Raw genomic sequence first — 16,105 nt, forward strand, 5'->3', positions numbered from 1 at the left:
CGCCGCGCCGGGTCACGCAGCCTCGAGCGAGTGCGCGTCGAGGATCGTGTAGCTGTAACCCTGCTCCGCGAGGAACCGCTGACGGTTCTGCGCGAAGTCCTGGTCGACCGTGTCGCGTGCGACGAGGGTGTAGAAGTTCGCAGAGAGGCCCGACTCCTTCGGCCGCAGCAGGCGACCGAGTCGCTGCGCCTCCTCTTGTCGTGAGCCGAACGATCCTGACACCTGAATGGCGACCGTCGCCTCGGGCAGGTCGACCGAGAAGTTCGCGACCTTCGAGACCACGAGCACGGGCGTGCGCCCTTCGCGGAACTCCTGGTAGAGCCGTTCACGTTCGTCGACCGGCGTCGCGCCCGTGAGTTTCGGGGCGCCGAGTGCATCGGCCAGCTCGTCGATCTGGTCGAGGTACTGCCCGATCACGAGGATGCGCTCGCCGGAGTGCTTCGCCACCAGTTCCTTCACCACACTGAGCTTCGCGGGCGCGGTGGCGGCGAGCCGGTAGCGCTCGTCGTCGGCGGATGCCGCGTACGTGAGTCGCTCGGACTGCGGGAGGTCGATGCGCACCTCGTAGCAGGCGGCCGGGGAGATGAAGCCCTGGGCTTCGATCTCCTTCCATGGAGCGTCGAAACGCTTCGGGCCGATGAGGCTGAAGACGTCGCCCTCGCGGCCGTCTTCGCGCACGAGCGTCGCAGTGAGCCCGAGCCTGCGGCGTGCCTGCAGCTCCGCAGTGAGTTTGAAGACGGGTGCAGGCAGCAGGTGCACCTCGTCGTAGACCACGAGGCCCCAGTCGAGCGCGTCGAGGAGCGCGAGGTGCGCGTACTCGCCCTTCCGCTTCGCGGTGAGGATCTGGTAGGTCGCGATCGTGACGGGCTTGACCTCTTTCACCTGCCCCGAGTACTCGCCGATCTCGTCGGCGGTGAGGGTCGTGCGCTTCAGCAGTTCGTCGCGCCATTGACGCGCCGAGACGGTGTTCGTCACGAGGATGAGCGTCGTCGTCTTCGCGGTCGCCATCGCGCCGGCCCCGACGAGGGTCTTGCCGGCACCGCAGGGCAGCACCACGACGCCCGAGCCGCCGTCGAAGAAGTTGTCGATGGCCTTCTGCTGGTAGTCGCGCAAGTGCCAGTCGGCCTGATCGAGGTCGATCTGGTGCGGTGTGCCGGGGGTGTAACCGGCGAGGTCTTCGGCCGGCCAGCCGAGCTTCACGAGCTCTTGCTTGAGGGCGCCTCGTGCCCAGGCGGCGACGAGGAAGCTCCGTTCGTCGAGGCGTTCGGTCAGGAGCGGTGCGATGCGCCTGGCGCCGGCGACCTCGGTGAGCACCGCGGCGTCGTCGCTGTGCAGGCGCAGCGCGCCGTCGTCGGTGCGATCGACGACGAGCCGGCCGTACCGGCCGACCGTCTCGCGCATGTCGACCGCGACCGTCTGCGGCACCGGGAACTTCGCGTACCGTTCGAGCGTCGCGAGCATGTCTGCGGCGTCGTGGCCGGCAGCCCGCGCGTTCCACAGGCCGAGCCTCGTGATGCGATAGGTGTGCACGTGCTCTGGAGCCCGCTCGAGTTCGGCGAACACCGCCAGATCGTGGCGCGCATCTTCGGCGAGCGGGTGGGCGACCTCGAGGAGGACGGTTCGGTCGCTCTGCACGATGAGTGGGCCGTCTGACATAGCGGTCGAGTCTACGCCCGGTTCATGGGAGGACGGCCGCGGGGCCATGGCACGAGAACCTGCAGGGCCGCCGAAGACGCCCGCACCACGCCTGTTCTCGTCGCCGTGGCGGAGTGTCGTCCTGTGTTCCTGACTGGACGGCCAGGGCCGTTGGATCGGTCGGAGAAGCGGCGCCGGTCAGGCGCCGGCGGGCGCCGGGGACACTGCTGCGATCGCCGACAGCGGAAGGGTGCGCTCGATGTCGGCCTTGCGGTCGCGCGCTCGCAGCCGGCCGTTGGCGACGCTCGCGGGGGCGAGGAGGTAGTCGGCGGTGTCGCCCCCTGGCATGCGCACGGTGACCGTGAGGGTCTCTTTCGACCGCGCCGCCGCCTCGAGCTGCCGCGCGAGCCACGCTTGTTCGGTCGCACCTGCCTCGCCCTCGGCGAGGACGACATCGAGCAATGCCTCGATGGGATCGGCTTTCGGAGCGGGTTCGGGTACCGCAGCGAGGTGATGCCGCCGCAGCCGGATGATATTGCCGGCCGCATCTTCTGCCGCCACGGGGTAGCGGGCGTCGGACAGTGCCCAGAACACGACTTCGGGGGCGAACCGGGAGAGCAAGCGGTGCGGCCCGGTCTGCCGCAGGCCGATCGGTGCGAGCGACTGGTCGACGGCGAGGGTGCGCACGAGTTGCTCGTCGTCGGAGCGGATCGAGGCGCGCGCCGGGGCATCCGTCTCGGCGGCGACGGCGACCCGCAGTGAGCCGAAGCGCGCGGCGGCCTCGCCGACGAGATACGAGAGGGGCTGGGGGATGCCGGTGAGTGAGAGTCCGCCGAGGAACGCGAGGATCGAGTCGGCCGTTTCGCCGGCGGCGAGCCCGCGATTGACGGATGCCGCGCTGACGCGGTACGTCGAGGCGAGGTCTCGACCCTCGACGTCGGCGAAGCTGCGGAGCCGGGCGTCGAGCGAGGGTTCGAGCGGCCCGGGAGAGACGATCGAGAGATCGTGCTGCAGGTACACCTTGTCGACCTGCGCGGGGAAGTGCGCCGCGAGTCGGCCTGCTGCCTGGTCGAGGTCGCCGCCGAGGACGAGGAGTGCGATCGTGCCCGGTTCGCCGGCGACCGCCAGTCCGAGCGCGTCGGCTTCGCCGATGAGTCGCTCGAGCCCTTCATCGAGCCATCGCCCGCCCGCGGGGTAGAACCAGCGCACGTCGTCACGAAGGGTGCTCGCGGTGAGCGACTCGCTGCGTCGCGCCACGAGTTCTCGCAGGGCCTCGGGGATGCGGTCGCGCCAGCACTCCGCGAGACGCCGCCACCGGCCCTCGGCCGATTCGAGCGCCCACGCGGCTCCGTTCTCGGATTCGAGCCAGAACGCACCTTCGCGCACGACGAGACCGGCTTCGTCGGCGCGGTGGAAGAGTCGAGGCAACGCGTCGAGCGCCGTGCCGCTCGCCTCGGCGAGGCGCTTGGAGTCGGGCAGCGCGAGCCCGCCTTTCGCGAGTTCGCGCGCGGGCTGGGTGCCGAGTGCTGCGAGCACCTCGGCGGTTGCCGCCACGGTCGCGTACGCGGTCTCGGCCGCACGTCGCTCGAGGATCGTGCGGTCGATCGCGTCGCCCGAGACGAGCACGGGCGGCGCGGGCGCCGCAAGCTCGGCCACCGTGGGCAGGTCGTCGCCGAGTCTCGGCGAGACCCGCGCGATGATCGCCGCCGGAACGTGCACCCGGTCGTCGACGCGCACCAGGAGCAGGAGCGAGTCGAGCACGTCGAGCAGTTCGCCGGCGGCATCCGACAGCTCTGCGGATGCCGCGAGACGCACCAGTTCGTCGCGTACCGCCTCGGCCGTGGTGTCGCCGCCTGCGGCGAGGTCGACCGCGACGGCGAGCACCGCGAGCCTTCGACGGTTGAGGCGGCCGACCGCGTGGTCGATCGAATCGGGGGTGAGTACGGCCTCAGCGAGGTCGAAGAGGTCGCGCACGCCTGACGGCTCGAACTCGCGCGACTGCAATGCTGTTGCGAGAGAGTCTCGCGACAGCTCGCGGAGTCGTGCGGCGAGCTCGAGCATGGTCTCCGCTCAGCTCGATCCGGCGCGCGAGGTGCGGGCCCGGCGAATGCCGTTGATGATGAGGAGGGCGATGAGCAGGAGGAAGGCGATCGGCAGGCCGAACCAGGGCAGCATCGTGACGACGGCCCAGAGGCCCGAGCCCATCTCGTCGCGTGTGACGCCCGAGAACGTGCCGATCATGACGGCGAAGAAGCAGATGATCGAGAGACCGACCACGGCGGCGAACATATAGGCGAGGACGCGCTCGGCGCGATTGTCGATGACGGGGCCGGAATCGCTCACTCGTCCAGAATAGGCCAGGCGACCCACTCGCGGGTGCCCCGGAGCCCTAGACTGGGTGGTGGACGGCGCAGCGTTTCAGCGCGCCTGCAACATGAGCGAGGTTTCCACGATGCCCACCGGCAAGGTCAAGTTCTACGACGAGGAGAAGGGATTCGGCTTCATCAGCTCCGATGACGGCCAAGAGGTCTTCCTCCATGCATCCGCTCTTCCCGCCGGCGCGACCGTGCGTGCGGGCAGTCGCCTGGAGTTCGGTGTCGCCGAGGGCAAACGCGGCGCGCAGGCTCTCTCCGTGCGCGTGCTCGACACGCCGGTGAGCCTCACCAAGATCAACCGCATGCCAGCCGACGACATGGCGATCATCGTCGAAGACGTCGTGAAGGTGCTCGATGGCATCGGAGCGGATTTGCGTCGCGGCCGTTATCCCGAGAAGTCGAAGGCACGTACCGTCTCCGCGGTGCTGCGCAAGGTGGCAGACGATCTGGATGCCTGAGCCGACCGAACCCGACAGCGCACCCATCATCGTTGCCGATGACGTGCTCCTGGCGTCGGCCGATCTTGCGCGGCGCGCGCTGCTCGAGGTGACCCCGCCCGAGACCGTCGGGTCGGTGGTCGGACACCTCGTCGAGGGTGAGCATGTGCTGACGCTGCTCTTCGCCTCCGATCTCAGCGGCTACCCCGGCTGGCGCTGGAGCGTCACGCTCTCGCGAGTCGACGGCGACGCCGAGCCGACCGTTCTCGAGACGGAGCTCATGCCCGGCGAGACGGCCCTCCTCGCGCCCGACTGGGTGCCGTGGTCGGAGCGACTGGCCGATTACCGTGCCGCACAAGACGCGGCGGCCGCAGCCGCCGGAGAGTCCGGCGATACCGCGGGCACCGAGGGCGCCGACGACGACTTCGACGACGATGACGAGAATGACGACGACGATGATCTCGACGACGACGATGATCTCGACGACGACGACGATCTCGACGACGATGAGCACGACGACGACGAGGATGTCGACGACCACGACCACGAAGATGAGTTCGACGGCATCGACATCGATGCACTCGACGAGTCGGATGACGACGACTCGGACGACGATGAAGGTGGCGATTCCGACGACGGGCCCGACGATGATCAGCTCGAGGAGCGCCCCGTCGACTGACCGTCCCGCCGGCGGATCACCTGCACGACCGCGAGGCCGATGAGGCCGAGCACGATGCCGGTGACCGTGGCGGCCGTGAACCAGCCGAATCCCGCGGACTCGAGCGGTTCGCGGAACACGAGGCAGGCGATGAGCGCGACCACCCATGCAGCGGTGCCGGCGACGACCGCCTTGCGGGCGTCGGCGCGCGCGGGCGCCGGATCGGGGCGTCGTTCGTCATCGTTGAGCCAGAATCGCACGCGGGTCAACCGATCTGTGCCAGCACGTAGTCGATCGATGCCGTGAGTGCACGCACATCGTCGGGCTCGATGGCGGTGAAGGTCGCGACGCGCAGCTGGTTGCGTCCGAGCTTGCGATACGGCTCGGTGTCCACGATGCCGTTCTCGCGGAGCACCGACGCCAGCGCCGCGGCATCCGTCGACTCGTCGAAATCGATCGTGACGACCACTTGCGAGCGGTGCGCGGGGTCGACGACGAACGGGGTGGCGACCGGGGTGCGCGCGGCCCAGTCGTAGAGCACGGACGACGACTCGCGTGTGCGGGCGTCGGCCCACGTGAGACCACCCGAGGCGTTCATCCACTCGAGCTGGTTCTCGAGCAGCACCAGGGTGGCGAGAGCCGGGGTGTTCAAGGTCTGGTCGAGCCGAGAATTGTCGACGGCGTTCTTCAGCGACAGGAACTCGGGGATGTACCGACCGCTCGCGGCGACGCGCTCGACGCGCTCGATCGCCGCCGGTGAGAGGAGGGCGAACCAGATGCCGCCGTCGGAGGCGAAGTTCTTCTGCGGAGCGAAGTAGTAGACGTCGAACTGCGTGGGGTCGACGTAGATGCCGCCCGCGGCACTCGTCGCGTCGATCACCGTGAGTGCGCCTTCGTCGCCGGCCACGCGGGTGACCGGCGCCATGACGCCGGTGGAGGTCTCGTTCTGCGGCCAGGCGTAGACATCGACACCCTCGAGTGGCGAGGGTTCGGCCCGCGAGCCCGGATCGGCCTTGCGCACGTCGGGGGCGTCGAGCCATGGGGCTGCGGCTGCGGCCGCGAATTTGGCACCGAACTCGCCGAACGAGGCGAGCTGGGCGCGCTGCTCGATGAGACCGAATGCCGCGGCATCCCAGAACGCCGTCGATCCACCGTTGCCGAGCACGACCTCGTAGCCCTCGGGCAGAGCGAAGAGATCGCTCAGCCCACCACGAACCCGACCGACGAGTTGCTTGACGGGTGCCTGTCGGTGCGAGGTGCCGAGTACGGAGGAGCCCACCTCGGCGAGGTGTGCGAGCTGCTCGCTCCGAACCTTGGACGGACCGCAACCGAAACGTCCGTCGGCGGGCAGCAGGTCACGAGGAATCACGATGCTCGGCATGCGGTCGAGTCTAGCGACGGGGCAAGCCCGGTAGGCTGGACGGCGGGCTGTGACAACGGGAGGATGGCGCGCGTGACGGACTTGATCGACACCACGGAGATGTATCTCCGCACGATCCTCGACCTCGAGGAGGAGAACATCGTGCCGCTTCGGGCACGCATCTCCGAACGACTCGGTCACTCCGGACCGACGGTCTCGCAGACCATTGCCCGCATGGAGCGCGACGGACTCGTGGTCGTCTCCGGCGACCGGCATCTCGAGCTCACTCCCGATGGGCGCTCCAAGGCGGTGCACGTCATGCGCAAGCATCGGCTCGCCGAGCGACTGCTCGCCGACGTCATCGGCCTCGAGTGGGAGTTCGTGCACGATGAGGCATGCCGCTGGGAGCATGTCATGAGCGAACAGGTCGAGCGTCGCCTCATCGAGATCCTCGGCAGTCCGCGCGAATCACCGTACGGCAACCCCATCCCGGGCCTCGAAGAGCTCGGCCTCCCGGCAGCAGATGCGTTCATGTGGGGTGTCGTCAACGTGGTCGAGGCCGTCGACGCGAGCGAGACCCCGGTGCGCGGCGTCGTTCGCCGCCTCGCCGAACCCGTGCAGTTCGACCCCGAGCTGCTCGGACAGCTCAGGCAGGCCGGTGTCATGCCCGGCGCCATGGCGTCGTTCAGTCGCGCCGGTGGCTACGTGCTCGTCGAGGTCGACGGCATCGACGGCGGGCTCGAGCTGCCGAGCGAGGTCGCCGGCCATATCTTCATCGCGGAATGATCCCGTTCAGGGCCGCGCCGTGATCGGAATGTGACATTCGGGCACGGCTCGCGTAGTCTCATTCGAGTCCGCCGGCGAGAAGCCAGTCGGAGGACCAGGGTCGAGACGCCTCCCAAGCCCACCGCTCGATCAAGTACCCGTAAGCGCCCTCGAGCGCATCCGGTGGGGTGACATTCGATGTCGTGGGGCGACGGAGGTACACATTTTGGCTCGATTCTCTCGGCGTCGGTTCACCGAAAACCACGCTCGCGGGGCCGCTACGAAGGCGATCATCGCCTCGAAGCCTCCCGTTTCCCCTGCCGCGCAGCCGGATGCGGCGGTTCGCGTCGCCGCGTCGACGTTGCCGTCGACTCGTCGGCTGCGTCGGGGCCGACTCGCGAACGTGCTCGTCATGACGGTCGCTGCCGGCATCGTCGGCACGCTCGCCATTCCGGCATACGCGTTCGCGCCGGGCAGCGGTGGCCCGCAGTTCGCCCAGACCGACGAGACGAAGCGCACGAAGGCGCAGGCGCAGTCCGTCGAGGTGACCGATGACGTCATCGCCGCACCCATGACGAAAGACGGCTACGCCGCCGTCTCAGGTGCCGAGATCCAGGCTGCCGCGCAGGCCGCAGCAGAGGCCGAAGCGGCCCGCGTCGCGGCAGAGACGGCGATGACCTCGTACGCCGCGTCGTACTCCGGTCCGTCGGTCGGCGACTTCCTCGCGAACCCCCCGTATCCGACGTTCGACCTCGCGAGCGTCTACAACGTCGCGACGCAGTACATCGGCACGCCCTACGTCTACGGCGGTGCAACGCCGGCCGGCTTCGACTGCTCGGGCTTCGTGATGTACGTCTACGCGCAGTTCGGCGTCGGCATGCCCCACTCGTCGACCGGTCAGGGCGCCATGGGCACCCGCATCTCCGAGGCCGATGCTCAGCCCGGCGACCTCGTCATCATGCCCGGCCACGATGGCTTCTACGCGGGCAACGGCATGATTCTGCACGCGCCCTACGAAGGGGCAGCCGTTCGTGTGCAGCCCATCTGGTCGAGCGACTACTACATCGTGCGCATCGGCATCTGATCGATGAACATCGCGTGATCCCGCACGTGAATGGCGCGCCGGAAGTTCCCGGCGCGCCATTCGTGTTCTAACCTGAGACCCTGACGATCCGAGAAAACCAGGCAGGGGAAGCCGATGGTCAAGTCGCGCAGCATCCATTCCGCGGGTGCGCGCGCGCTCTTCGACCAACGGCGCAGTAGTCAGTCGAGCACGAACCGGGCGAACGCTCCGACGGGCACTGTCATCACGACGGTGCCCGTTCTCTGTTCTCCGGGCGGTTCGACCCGCCGAATTCCGGCGGCGCAGACCAGGCCCGATCATTTTCTCGGAACGCCGAACCGTTCACGCGGCTGGAAGCCATCCAGCTCCGATCGAAAGGCACTCCATGCGCACACTCGTGCTCAACGCGGGCTATGAGCCCCTCGCCATCGTCTCCTTCAAGCGGGCGCTGCTCCTCGTCATGAACCACAAGGCCACCGTCATTCAGCACGAAGAGGGCAACCCCGTGTGCGCGGCGAGCGGTTCGTGGCAACGGCCGAGCGTCATCCTGCTCACCCGGTACGTGCGCGCCCCACGGGCGAACCAAGCGCCGGTGAGCAGGCGAGGCGTGCTGCGCCGCGATGATCACCGTTGCGCCTACTGCGGCAGGTCCGCCGCAACGATCGACCACGTGCTGCCTCGATCGCGGGGCGGCCGCGACACGTGGGAGAACCTCGTCGCGTGCTGCTTGCGCTGCAACAACACGAAGAGCGACCGAACTCCTGCCGAGATGGGCTGGGAGCTGCGCATCACGCCGGGCCGGCCCAATGGGCGAGGCTGGGTGGCCCGGGGCTTCGAGCGCCCGCTGCCGCAGTGGGACGAATACCTCGCAATGGCCGCGTGATCGAGTCGTGACAAAGGCACGCGACGTGCCCTATGGTGGTACGAGTCTGGCGGCTCACAAGTCGCCGATACCCGAGAAGCCACTCCGTAACAGGGCTGCACTGCGGCCTTGGCACGGTGCCCGGAGGTCCAGCTGTTGAACGGTGACGAGACGAACGACGCACACGAGCGCCCCCGCTCAGCGCGTCGGTCGGCCGACCGAGGTCGCGCGCGACGAAGCGCCGCCACGGCGCCGAAACGGCGAGGGCAGGGTAGAACCGATGCCGCGGCATCCATTGCCGTCCAAGCGCGTCCTGCAGCTCCGGCCGCCGACGTCGCGAAAGCCGTGGCCCAGGGTCCGCGCACCACTCGCCGCAATGGGCCGATGCGCGTCTTCGCGACTGTGCTCGTGGTGCCCGCAATCGTGGGCACCGTGGCCCTGCCGGCCTACGCGTTCATGCCGGGCGGCGAGACATTCGGTGCATCCGGAGCCTTCAGCCTGTCGAAGGCCGAGGCACAAGACATCGAGGTCTCCTCGCTCGCGAGTGGCGCACCACTCTCGGGCGATTCGTATGCGGTCACGACGAAGGCCGAGATCGAGTCGGCTCGCCTCGATCAGGAGGCACTCGACAAGGCGGCCTGGGCAGCGAACCTCGCCTCGCGCGGCACCGGCGAGTACGCGGTCTACACGGTCAAGGCCGAGGGTGACGACTACCCCTGGTGGGATCAGACTCCCGACGACTACGGTGGAGGGTTGTCGCCGCTGCGGTACTTCTTCCGCGAGTGCGTCGACTTCGTCGCCTGGCGCATGAACCGCGATGCCGGCGTGACGAGTGCGCCCTGGAAGTGGGACTGGAGCAACCTCGCGTCGGGTAGCGCCTATGCATGGGCCGACGAGTGGGCCAGCCGCGGCTGGCCGACGTCGAGCGAACCCGTCGTCGGCGCGGTCGCCTGGTTCCCCTACAACCATGTGGCCTACGTGCAGTCGGTCAATGGCGACGGCACCGTGAACATCGAGGAATACAACCAGAACTCCGACCACTCGTATCATCGGCGCACGATCCAGACCAGCGAGGCACTGTACCTCTACCCGCCCGCCTGACTCCTTTCGCCGGTCGAGTAGGCCCGCCAGGGCCGTCGCTGCCGCTGGTCGAGTAGGCCCGCCAGGGCCGTATCGAGACCTACACCCGCGCCAAGCACGCCGGCGCCGGAGTCTCGACGACGCCGACCACCTCGGTCGGCACTCCCGTGCTCTCGAGCGCGATCACCGCGATCGAGTCCGACTCCTGGTCGGCGACGAGCGCGAATCGCTCGTCATGCGTCACATTCAGGTCGCGCGGATGCCGCCCGCCGGTCTTCACCGTCGCCACGAGTTGGAGAGTGCGTGCCGCCGCGTCGAAGCGAAGCGCCCGCAGCGCGTCGGCGTCGCGGTCGCCGATGAGCACGATGCCGCCCCGCGTCAACCGGATCGCCGAGCAGCCGAGTCCCCTCGGCTCGACGTCGTCGCCGATCGAGAACCACGCCACCTCGCGACCCTCGGCGAGGTCGATGATGCTCGCCGTGCGGTCGAGTTCGTTCGCGGTGATGGCGAGGTCGCCGTCGATCACGAGGTGGCGGGGGCCGGCGCCGGCGTGCAGCACGATGTCGTCGACGTCGTCATGGTCGAGGGTCGTGGGGAGCCCGCCGAGGCCGAGCACGCGGATGCGGTCGGTGCCGAGATCCGGTACGAGCAGGTGGTCGCGCACCGAATCGAGCACGGCCTGGTGCGGGTGCGAGGATTGCTGCCGCTCGTGGTTCGGGCCGGTGCCGGTGAAGTCGGCAGCGACGATGACGTCGGCCGCGGCATCCCACGTCGCCTGGTGCACCGAGAGCCGGGCGCCCGAGTAGTTCGCGACGAAGATGAGGCCGCCGGACTCGTCGAAGGCGAGGTGGCAGGGGCCCGCGACGCCGGTGACGCCGGGCCGGCCGAACGGCACGGGCCCGTCGCCCTCGAGCATCCACGTCGAGACGAGGCCCTCGGGGAGTTCGTGCACGACACCGAGCACGCCGGTCGCGGGGGAGAGGGCGAGGAACATGGGGTTTGGCCCCACGTCGACGGGCTCGCCGAGCGTCGCCCGGCCGTCGGCCGCGACATCCAGTGGCCGGATGCCTCGTGCCGCCGACCCCAGCGCGCCGGTCGTCGAAGCGCCGACCCAGAACCTCGTGCCCGTCGACTGGCTCATGCCGCCCCGTTCTGCGGCCATGCCGCTGTTCGCCAGGCGCACGCGCGCCGCTGAACACGCTACCGCGGGCCGGGTAGACTCTGATGCGGCCAGCCTCTGTAGCTCAATGGAAGAGCAACTCCGTCCTAAGGAGCAGGTTGGGGGTTCGAGTCCCTCCAGGGGCACTTAATGTTCGACGCTCCAACCTGCAACCAAATGCTTGGGGTTGGGACGTCGGACTCGTTTACGACGTCTGCTCGTTTAGCTGACCAGTCGTGGGCTTCGCGGGCCTTCTCTGGGTCGAGGATGATGTTGAACGGCTCAGCGAGGACAGGCCGGATGGTGTTGTCCTCGTCGATGTAGATCTTGGTGAAGAACGCCTGGTTGCAGAGCCTGCGAGTTTGGTCGTCGCATCCGGCATAGATCCGTGAGACATCGGCGGCAAGCTCGAGACAGTCGTTGATGTGCAACCGTGCTTCGGCGTAGTCGTTGTGGTGTTCCGCGAGGCGCGAGTCGATGTCGTCGAACTCGGCGCGGAGCTTGTCCTGTCTGGCTTTGAACTGGTCGAGGCTGAGCGCGTCGGCGAGGTGTGCATCCAGGAGCCGGTCTTGTTCGGCGAGGTTCCTCGTGCGCCTTGCGGTGAGTTCGGCAGCTTCGGTTCCCGCGGACGCGGTGAGGCGATCCAACTCGGCGTTCAGCGTTTCCCGGAGCACGTCGATGGTCGCTGGCGGTATCCGAACGTTGCGATAATAGTCCGCAATTAGTTCCTCGACGTCGGTGGTGTGGATGGCTTTCTGGGTGCAGTCCGTGACGCGCTGGTGCCGACCGGAGCACACGAAGTAGGGATAGATCGTGCCCTGCCTTGAACGGGCGTGGTTGATCAGGAACCGTGAATCGCAGTGTTGAAGCCGGCACGCCACATCGATTTCGTGCGGGAATTGTTCCCGTAAGCGGGACCCTCACCGGGCCTGAGCGTGCCGGAAGATTAGGATTGATGTTATGGACTCGACCGTGCAGCTCCAGGCCATTGAAAGGTTGTTCAGCGCTCTGGAACGAGGGCATCGAGCGGAAGATGTTGATACCTATGTGTCGTACTTTGCGCCGGGTACGGTGTGGGTGACTGGACGCGGTGTCTGCTACCGGGGGCGAGATGCATTAGATGCTTACCTCCGACGGGCGATTCCTGGAGGTCTCGGCGAGGGGTCCGTGGCGTACACCGTGGAATCTACTCATACGCTCGGCACAGACCTGGTGGCGGTCGTGGTGAATCAGACCTACACGGATGTCGACGGCCGGCCACGTGACGCGCAAGCACGGCATACACAAATGTACGTCGTCTCACTGGCCAGTTCGCAACCGCGCATTGTGGCGGGTCAGAACACCGTTCGAAAGGTCGACTAAACACCATGGATCAGCGCTCATATGTGGTCACGGGTGGAGGGCAGGGCGTCGGCGAGGCCATCAGCCGCCGATTGGCTGAACACGGCCACGTCATCATCCTCGACGTCGTGAACGAATTGGCATGGGGTCACCCCGATGTGCAGCTTGTCACCGGAGACGCGCGAGATCCCCGCGTCGCTCTGAAGGCTTCAGAAATCGCTGAGACTGCAGGTCCGCTGGAGGGATGGGTGAACAACGCCGCCATCTTCCGCGACGCGACCCTGGATTCCGCCACTGCGGAGGATGTCCTCGCACTGACTACCGCGAATATCGCCTTGGCGCTCACCGGGTGCCACACCGCTGTGAACCACTACTTGCGGCATTCGCGCGCCGGGGCAATCGTCAACGTCTCTTCGCATCAGGCTCAACGTCCTGTGCGCGGGGCCCTGCCGTACTCCACCGCTAAAGCCGCTATCGAGGGCCTCACCCGCGCTATCGCGGTCGATCACGGTCCTCGTGGCATCCGCACGAATGCTGTCGCCCTCGGCTCCATCAGTACCACGCGGTACGAGGCCTACCGCACCCAACACCCTGATGTCGATGCCCAAATGTCAGCCCTGCATCCCCTCGGCAGAGTCGGCACAGGCAATGAAGTTGCCGACACCGTCGCCTACCTCCTCTCGGCACAGGCCAGCTTCATCAACGGCGTCATACTCCCCGTCGACGGCGGGCGATCGGTGATCGGCGTCGACCCCGAAGCCCTATAAAACGCCCTCGGCGGAACGCTTTCCGGACGCGGACGGATTGCACTCGTTTTCACACTATTGGCGGCTCATCGGCTTCATTGGTGGGGCGTGTTGCGGAGGCGGTTCACGTGGCGACGTTGAACGTCCGTGGCGCGAGCGATGAATCGTTCGACGGCATCGAGTTCGTCAATGGTGAAATGCTCGACTACATCAACTGCGCCGTCCTCGAGCATGGGGCCGATCATTGACCAGACGCGTTCCCGAGCCATGGGGGTTGCCTGGATCAGGACTTTGCGGCGGTCGCTGCTATGACGGGCCCTGGTGACGTAGCCGGCCCGTTCGAGGCGGTCGAGCATCGTCGTCACGCTTCCCGTCGTGAGGCCGAGGCGATGCGCGATTGTGCGAGGGGTGATCTCCGTATCCGGCTCGCTGATGAGAATCTCCAGACAGCGTAGGTCGGTGCCGTTGATTCGCAGGAGCCGCGCCGTTTCGCGGTCGAAGTCGTCGACAGACGATTGGTAGTGCTGCATGGCAAAACCCACCGATTGTCGCTTGAGCATCAAGTCATTTGACATTCAAGTGTTCCCTTCAATAAGATCGTTTGATAATCAAGATACTACTCGAAGAGGACCCAAGCTCATGACTAAAGCACTCGTTATCGGCGGCGGCATCGCCGGCCCGACGCTGGCTGTCGCACTACGCAAGATCGGCATGGAGGTGGAAATCTTCGAGCAGTTGCCGTCCGATGCTGATCAACGTGGGTCGTGGCTCAACTTCCAAGCCAATGGCCTCGACGCGTTGCGCTCGATCGGCATGGGGGAGTGGGTAGAGCAACTGGGCTATCCGGTCGACACTGTGAGCTTCGTCAACGGCAAGGGCCGTCTGCTCGGGCAGCTCCCGATGGCCTTTGGACGGCCCGATGGGCTCACGTCCCGCATGATGCCGCGCGCGGCGCTATTCGTCGCGTTGGCAGACATGGCGCGTGACCAGGGTGTCACCGTTCATCACAACAAGCGCATGGTGGACGCCCGCAACACGGGATCCGGCGTCATCGCACGGTTTGAAGACGGCTCTGAAGCCAGCGGGGACATCCTGATCGGATGCGACGGGATTCACTCGTTGACACGTCGGCTTATTGATCCCACGGCACCTGCTCCGCGTTTCGTTCCTGTGCTCAACAACGGAGAGTACATCCCGAACTTCAATGTTGATTCGCCAGCGCGGGACCTCCGGATGCAGTTCGGCACGAAAGGCTTCTTTGCCTGGATGAACACGCCGGATGGTGGCACGATCTGGTTCGCCAACCCGCCGATGAAGGACGAGCCCGCCCGCGGTGTGCTCTCGGGCATGACCGACGCGCAGTGGCGGCGCTGGCTGCACGAGCTCATGGACGGCGACGCGGGGCCGGCGTCGGGGATCATCGACGCGACTCCCGGGCCGGTGATGGGCTGGGCGACCTACGACATGCCGGTCGTCAGGCGCTGGCACGATGGCTCCCGGATGATCGTCATCGGGGACGCCGCGCACGCCACTTCACCTGCCGCCGGCCAAGGCGCGTCGATGTCACTTGAGGACGCCGTGATCCTCGCCCAGTGCCTGCGCGATTGCCCTGATGTTCCGTCGTCATTCGCAACTTTTGAATCGCTACGCCGCGAGCGTGTCGAACGGATCGTGGCGGACGGACACAAGTCCTCGGCCGACAAAGCAGCAGGACCGATCATGCGGATCATCCGTGACCTCATCCTCCCCGGTAAATTTCGCGCCGGAGCGAAGGACGGCGGTCAGTCGATGAAGTGGCTCCAAGGGCACCACATCGACTTCGATGAGCCGATCACCCCCGTCGCGGCCTGGCCCAAGGAGGACTCTTGACCGTCATCGCTCATCTGAGTGACATGCATCTCGACGGGTCATCGTCGCGCCAGCGCCGTTTTCGGGCTGTGCTGAAACAGGTCGCAGAACTCTCCGACGTAGATGCGCTACTGCTCAGCGGCGACCTAGCTGACCACGGCGACCCAGCAGAGTACTCGCAATTCTTCGGCGCCCTCCCCGACGGACTGCCGACGCTCGTCGTCCCGGGTAATCACGACCTCTCGGCGCCCCTGCTCGCGGCTTTGCAAGCCCACGGGCGCCGAGCTTCGCTGAACGCCACCATCGATCTGGCTGGGGTTCGACTGATTGGCCTAGACTCGCACATCGATCACAGCGACGAGGGGATGCTGGGATCGGAGGCGATCGAGTACGCGCGTGAGTTACTCGCTGGCACGATCGGCTCGACAGTGCTCGCGATGCATCACCCGCCTATGTCGGTCGGACATCATGTCATGGATCGTTTCGGCCTCACGAACGTTGAAGCGCTCGCGACGCTCGTTCGCGAGCACCACAACGTCATCGGGATATTCACTGGGCACGTGCACACCGCCCTTGCGACTTCCTTTGCCGGCGTCCCACTCCTCGGAGCTCCAGGCATCGCTTCGACCATGCGGCTAGGCAGCAAGACCGACCCCATAGCGGATCCCGACGCGATGCCGGGCCTTGCTGTCCACCATATTGACGGGTCGAGCATCAGGACGCTGTTTCACTACCTCAGCCCGTCTGCGCTGTGACCTCCCGCGAGAACGGACAGC

Annotated in this window: 18 protein-coding genes, 1 tRNA gene and 1 pseudogene; 12 read left to right on the forward strand and 8 right to left on the reverse strand. The window is 66.9% G+C overall.

Annotated features, from left to right (window positions below):
- Positions 1-12: 12 nt before the first annotated feature.
- From AC1C2R_RS14100 to AC1C2R_RS14110, 3 genes are all read right to left on the reverse strand, one after another.
- Positions 13-1,656, reverse strand: coding sequence for a DNA repair helicase XPB (locus AC1C2R_RS14100; protein WP_495353112.1), 1,644 nt, complete (start codon positions 1,654-1,656; stop codon positions 13-15).
- A 177-nt stretch (positions 1,657-1,833) separates the two neighbouring features.
- On the reverse strand, positions 1,834-3,696 hold the full coding sequence (locus AC1C2R_RS14105; RefSeq protein ID WP_495380317.1) for a helicase-associated domain-containing protein: 1,863 nt from the start codon (positions 3,694-3,696) through the stop codon (positions 1,834-1,836).
- 9 nt (positions 3,697-3,705) lie between these two features.
- Positions 3,706-3,978 carry a multidrug ABC transporter ATPase gene (locus tag AC1C2R_RS14110; RefSeq protein WP_495380318.1) on the reverse strand — a complete coding sequence of 91 codons (273 nt, stop codon included), beginning with the start codon at positions 3,976-3,978 and terminating at the stop codon, positions 3,706-3,708.
- 109 nt (positions 3,979-4,087) lie between these two features.
- On the opposite strand from AC1C2R_RS14110, the gene AC1C2R_RS14115 reads away from it, so the two are divergent.
- Positions 4,088-4,468, forward strand: coding sequence for a cold-shock protein (locus AC1C2R_RS14115; protein ID WP_495353115.1), 381 nt, complete (start codon positions 4,088-4,090; stop codon positions 4,466-4,468).
- The gene (locus AC1C2R_RS14120) at positions 4,461-5,126 is read left to right on the forward strand and encodes a DUF3027 domain-containing protein (protein WP_495380319.1); all 666 of its coding nucleotides are present in this window, start codon (positions 4,461-4,463) and stop codon (positions 5,124-5,126) included. The genes AC1C2R_RS14115 and AC1C2R_RS14120 overlap by 8 nt, the downstream gene beginning before the upstream one ends.
- On the opposite strand, the gene AC1C2R_RS14125 is transcribed toward AC1C2R_RS14120, so the two are convergent.
- Both AC1C2R_RS14125 and serC read right to left on the reverse strand, forming a co-directional pair.
- Complete coding sequence (locus tag AC1C2R_RS14125) at positions 5,099-5,365, reverse strand: DUF2530 domain-containing protein (protein WP_495380320.1); 267 nt, start codon at positions 5,363-5,365, stop codon at positions 5,099-5,101. The genes AC1C2R_RS14120 and AC1C2R_RS14125 overlap by 28 nt on opposite strands.
- Positions 5,366-5,370: 5 nt before the next feature.
- Positions 5,371-6,486 (reverse strand): phosphoserine transaminase, encoded by a 1,116-nt coding sequence (serC, locus tag AC1C2R_RS14130; RefSeq protein ID WP_495380321.1) that lies wholly within the window; start codon positions 6,484-6,486, stop codon positions 5,371-5,373.
- A gap of 72 nt (positions 6,487-6,558) precedes the next feature.
- Between serC and AC1C2R_RS14135 the strand changes: the two genes are divergently transcribed.
- The 4 genes from AC1C2R_RS14135 (at position 6,559) to AC1C2R_RS14150 (ending at position 10,256) form a co-directional block, all read left to right on the forward strand.
- Entirely contained in the window at positions 6,559-7,251 is a 693-nt protein-coding gene (locus AC1C2R_RS14135) for an iron-dependent transcriptional repressor DtxR (protein WP_495380322.1), read from the forward strand.
- A 391-nt stretch (positions 7,252-7,642) separates the two neighbouring features.
- Positions 7,643-8,314, forward strand: a complete 672-nt coding sequence (locus AC1C2R_RS14140; RefSeq protein ID WP_495353120.1) for a C40 family peptidase — start codon at positions 7,643-7,645, stop codon at positions 8,312-8,314.
- Positions 8,315-8,678: 364 nt separating this feature from the next.
- Positions 8,679-9,176, forward strand: a complete 498-nt coding sequence (locus AC1C2R_RS14145) for an HNH endonuclease (RefSeq protein ID WP_495353121.1) — start codon at positions 8,679-8,681, stop codon at positions 9,174-9,176.
- A gap of 363 nt (positions 9,177-9,539) precedes the next feature.
- Positions 9,540-10,256, forward strand: a complete 717-nt coding sequence (locus AC1C2R_RS14150) for a CHAP domain-containing protein (RefSeq protein ID WP_495380323.1) — start codon at positions 9,540-9,542, stop codon at positions 10,254-10,256.
- Positions 10,257-10,335: 79 nt separating this feature from the next.
- Here the strand turns inward: AC1C2R_RS14150 and AC1C2R_RS14155 are convergent, their stop codons facing one another.
- Positions 10,336-11,397: a lactonase family protein gene (locus AC1C2R_RS14155; RefSeq protein WP_495380324.1), complete on the reverse strand. Its 1,062-nt coding sequence runs from the start codon at positions 11,395-11,397 to the stop codon at positions 10,336-10,338.
- Positions 11,398-11,468: 71 nt separating this feature from the next.
- Between AC1C2R_RS14155 and AC1C2R_RS14160 the strand changes: the two genes are divergently transcribed.
- A tRNA-Arg gene (locus tag AC1C2R_RS14160) sits at positions 11,469-11,540 on the forward strand.
- Between the two features lie 279 nt (positions 11,541-11,819).
- Complete coding sequence (locus AC1C2R_RS14165; RefSeq protein ID WP_495380325.1) at positions 11,820-12,119, forward strand: hypothetical protein; 300 nt, start codon at positions 11,820-11,822, stop codon at positions 12,117-12,119.
- Positions 12,120-12,158: 39 nt separating this feature from the next.
- On the opposite strand, the pseudogene AC1C2R_RS14170 reads toward AC1C2R_RS14165, so the two are convergent.
- A pseudogene (locus AC1C2R_RS14170) lies at positions 12,159-12,275 on the reverse strand (hypothetical protein); the annotation flags it as partial.
- Between the two features lie 79 nt (positions 12,276-12,354).
- Between AC1C2R_RS14170 and AC1C2R_RS14175 the strand changes: the two are divergent.
- Both AC1C2R_RS14175 and AC1C2R_RS14180 read left to right on the forward strand, forming a co-directional pair.
- Positions 12,355-12,756 carry an SgcJ/EcaC family oxidoreductase gene (locus tag AC1C2R_RS14175; RefSeq protein ID WP_495380326.1) on the forward strand — a complete coding sequence of 134 codons (402 nt, stop codon included), beginning with the start codon at positions 12,355-12,357 and terminating at the stop codon, positions 12,754-12,756.
- Positions 12,757-12,761: 5 nt separating this feature from the next.
- On the forward strand, positions 12,762-13,502 hold the full coding sequence (locus AC1C2R_RS14180) for an SDR family NAD(P)-dependent oxidoreductase (protein ID WP_495380327.1): 741 nt from the start codon (positions 12,762-12,764) through the stop codon (positions 13,500-13,502).
- 74 nt (positions 13,503-13,576) lie between these two features.
- On the opposite strand, the gene AC1C2R_RS14185 is transcribed toward AC1C2R_RS14180, so the two are convergent.
- On the reverse strand, positions 13,577-14,056 hold the full coding sequence (locus AC1C2R_RS14185; protein ID WP_495380328.1) for a MarR family winged helix-turn-helix transcriptional regulator: 480 nt from the start codon (positions 14,054-14,056) through the stop codon (positions 13,577-13,579).
- Between the two features lie 64 nt (positions 14,057-14,120).
- On the opposite strand from AC1C2R_RS14185, the gene AC1C2R_RS14190 reads away from it, so the two are divergent.
- Positions 14,121-15,350 (forward strand): FAD-dependent oxidoreductase, encoded by a 1,230-nt coding sequence (locus tag AC1C2R_RS14190; RefSeq protein WP_495380329.1) that lies wholly within the window; start codon positions 14,121-14,123, stop codon positions 15,348-15,350.
- Positions 15,347-16,084 (forward strand): metallophosphoesterase, encoded by a 738-nt coding sequence (locus AC1C2R_RS14195; protein ID WP_495380330.1) that lies wholly within the window; start codon positions 15,347-15,349, stop codon positions 16,082-16,084. The genes AC1C2R_RS14190 and AC1C2R_RS14195 overlap by 4 nt, the downstream gene beginning before the upstream one ends.
- Positions 16,085-16,105: the final 21 nt, after the last annotated feature.

The sequence above is a fragment of the Agromyces sp. Y182 genome, from assembly GCF_059445385.1.

Excerpts from the sequence above, each read along its gene's own strand:
- AC1C2R_RS14100 (WP_495353112.1), bottom strand. The coding sequence starts at position 1,656 with ATGTCAGACGGCCCACTCATCGTGCAGAGCGACCGAACCGTCCTCCTC.
- AC1C2R_RS14105 (WP_495380317.1), bottom strand. The coding sequence starts at position 3,696 with ATGCTCGAGCTCGCCGCACGACTCCGCGAGCTGTCGCGAGACTCTCTC.
- AC1C2R_RS14115 (WP_495353115.1), top strand. The coding sequence starts at position 4,088 with ATGCCCACCGGCAAGGTCAAGTTCTACGACGAGGAGAAGGGATTCGGC.
- AC1C2R_RS14120 (WP_495380319.1), top strand. The coding sequence starts at position 4,461 with ATGCCTGAGCCGACCGAACCCGACAGCGCACCCATCATCGTTGCCGAT.
- serC (WP_495380321.1), bottom strand. The coding sequence starts at position 6,486 with ATGCCGAGCATCGTGATTCCTCGTGACCTGCTGCCCGCCGACGGACGT.
- AC1C2R_RS14140 (WP_495353120.1), top strand. The coding sequence starts at position 7,643 with ATGACGGTCGCTGCCGGCATCGTCGGCACGCTCGCCATTCCGGCATAC.
- AC1C2R_RS14145 (WP_495353121.1), top strand. The coding sequence starts at position 8,679 with ATGCGCACACTCGTGCTCAACGCGGGCTATGAGCCCCTCGCCATCGTC.
- AC1C2R_RS14150 (WP_495380323.1), top strand. The coding sequence starts at position 9,540 with ATGCGCGTCTTCGCGACTGTGCTCGTGGTGCCCGCAATCGTGGGCACC.
- AC1C2R_RS14155 (WP_495380324.1), bottom strand. The coding sequence starts at position 11,397 with ATGGCCGCAGAACGGGGCGGCATGAGCCAGTCGACGGGCACGAGGTTC.
- AC1C2R_RS14175 (WP_495380326.1), top strand. The coding sequence starts at position 12,355 with ATGGACTCGACCGTGCAGCTCCAGGCCATTGAAAGGTTGTTCAGCGCT.
- AC1C2R_RS14180 (WP_495380327.1), top strand. The coding sequence starts at position 12,762 with ATGGATCAGCGCTCATATGTGGTCACGGGTGGAGGGCAGGGCGTCGGC.
- AC1C2R_RS14185 (WP_495380328.1), bottom strand. The coding sequence starts at position 14,056 with ATGTCAAATGACTTGATGCTCAAGCGACAATCGGTGGGTTTTGCCATG.
- AC1C2R_RS14190 (WP_495380329.1), top strand. The coding sequence starts at position 14,121 with ATGACTAAAGCACTCGTTATCGGCGGCGGCATCGCCGGCCCGACGCTG.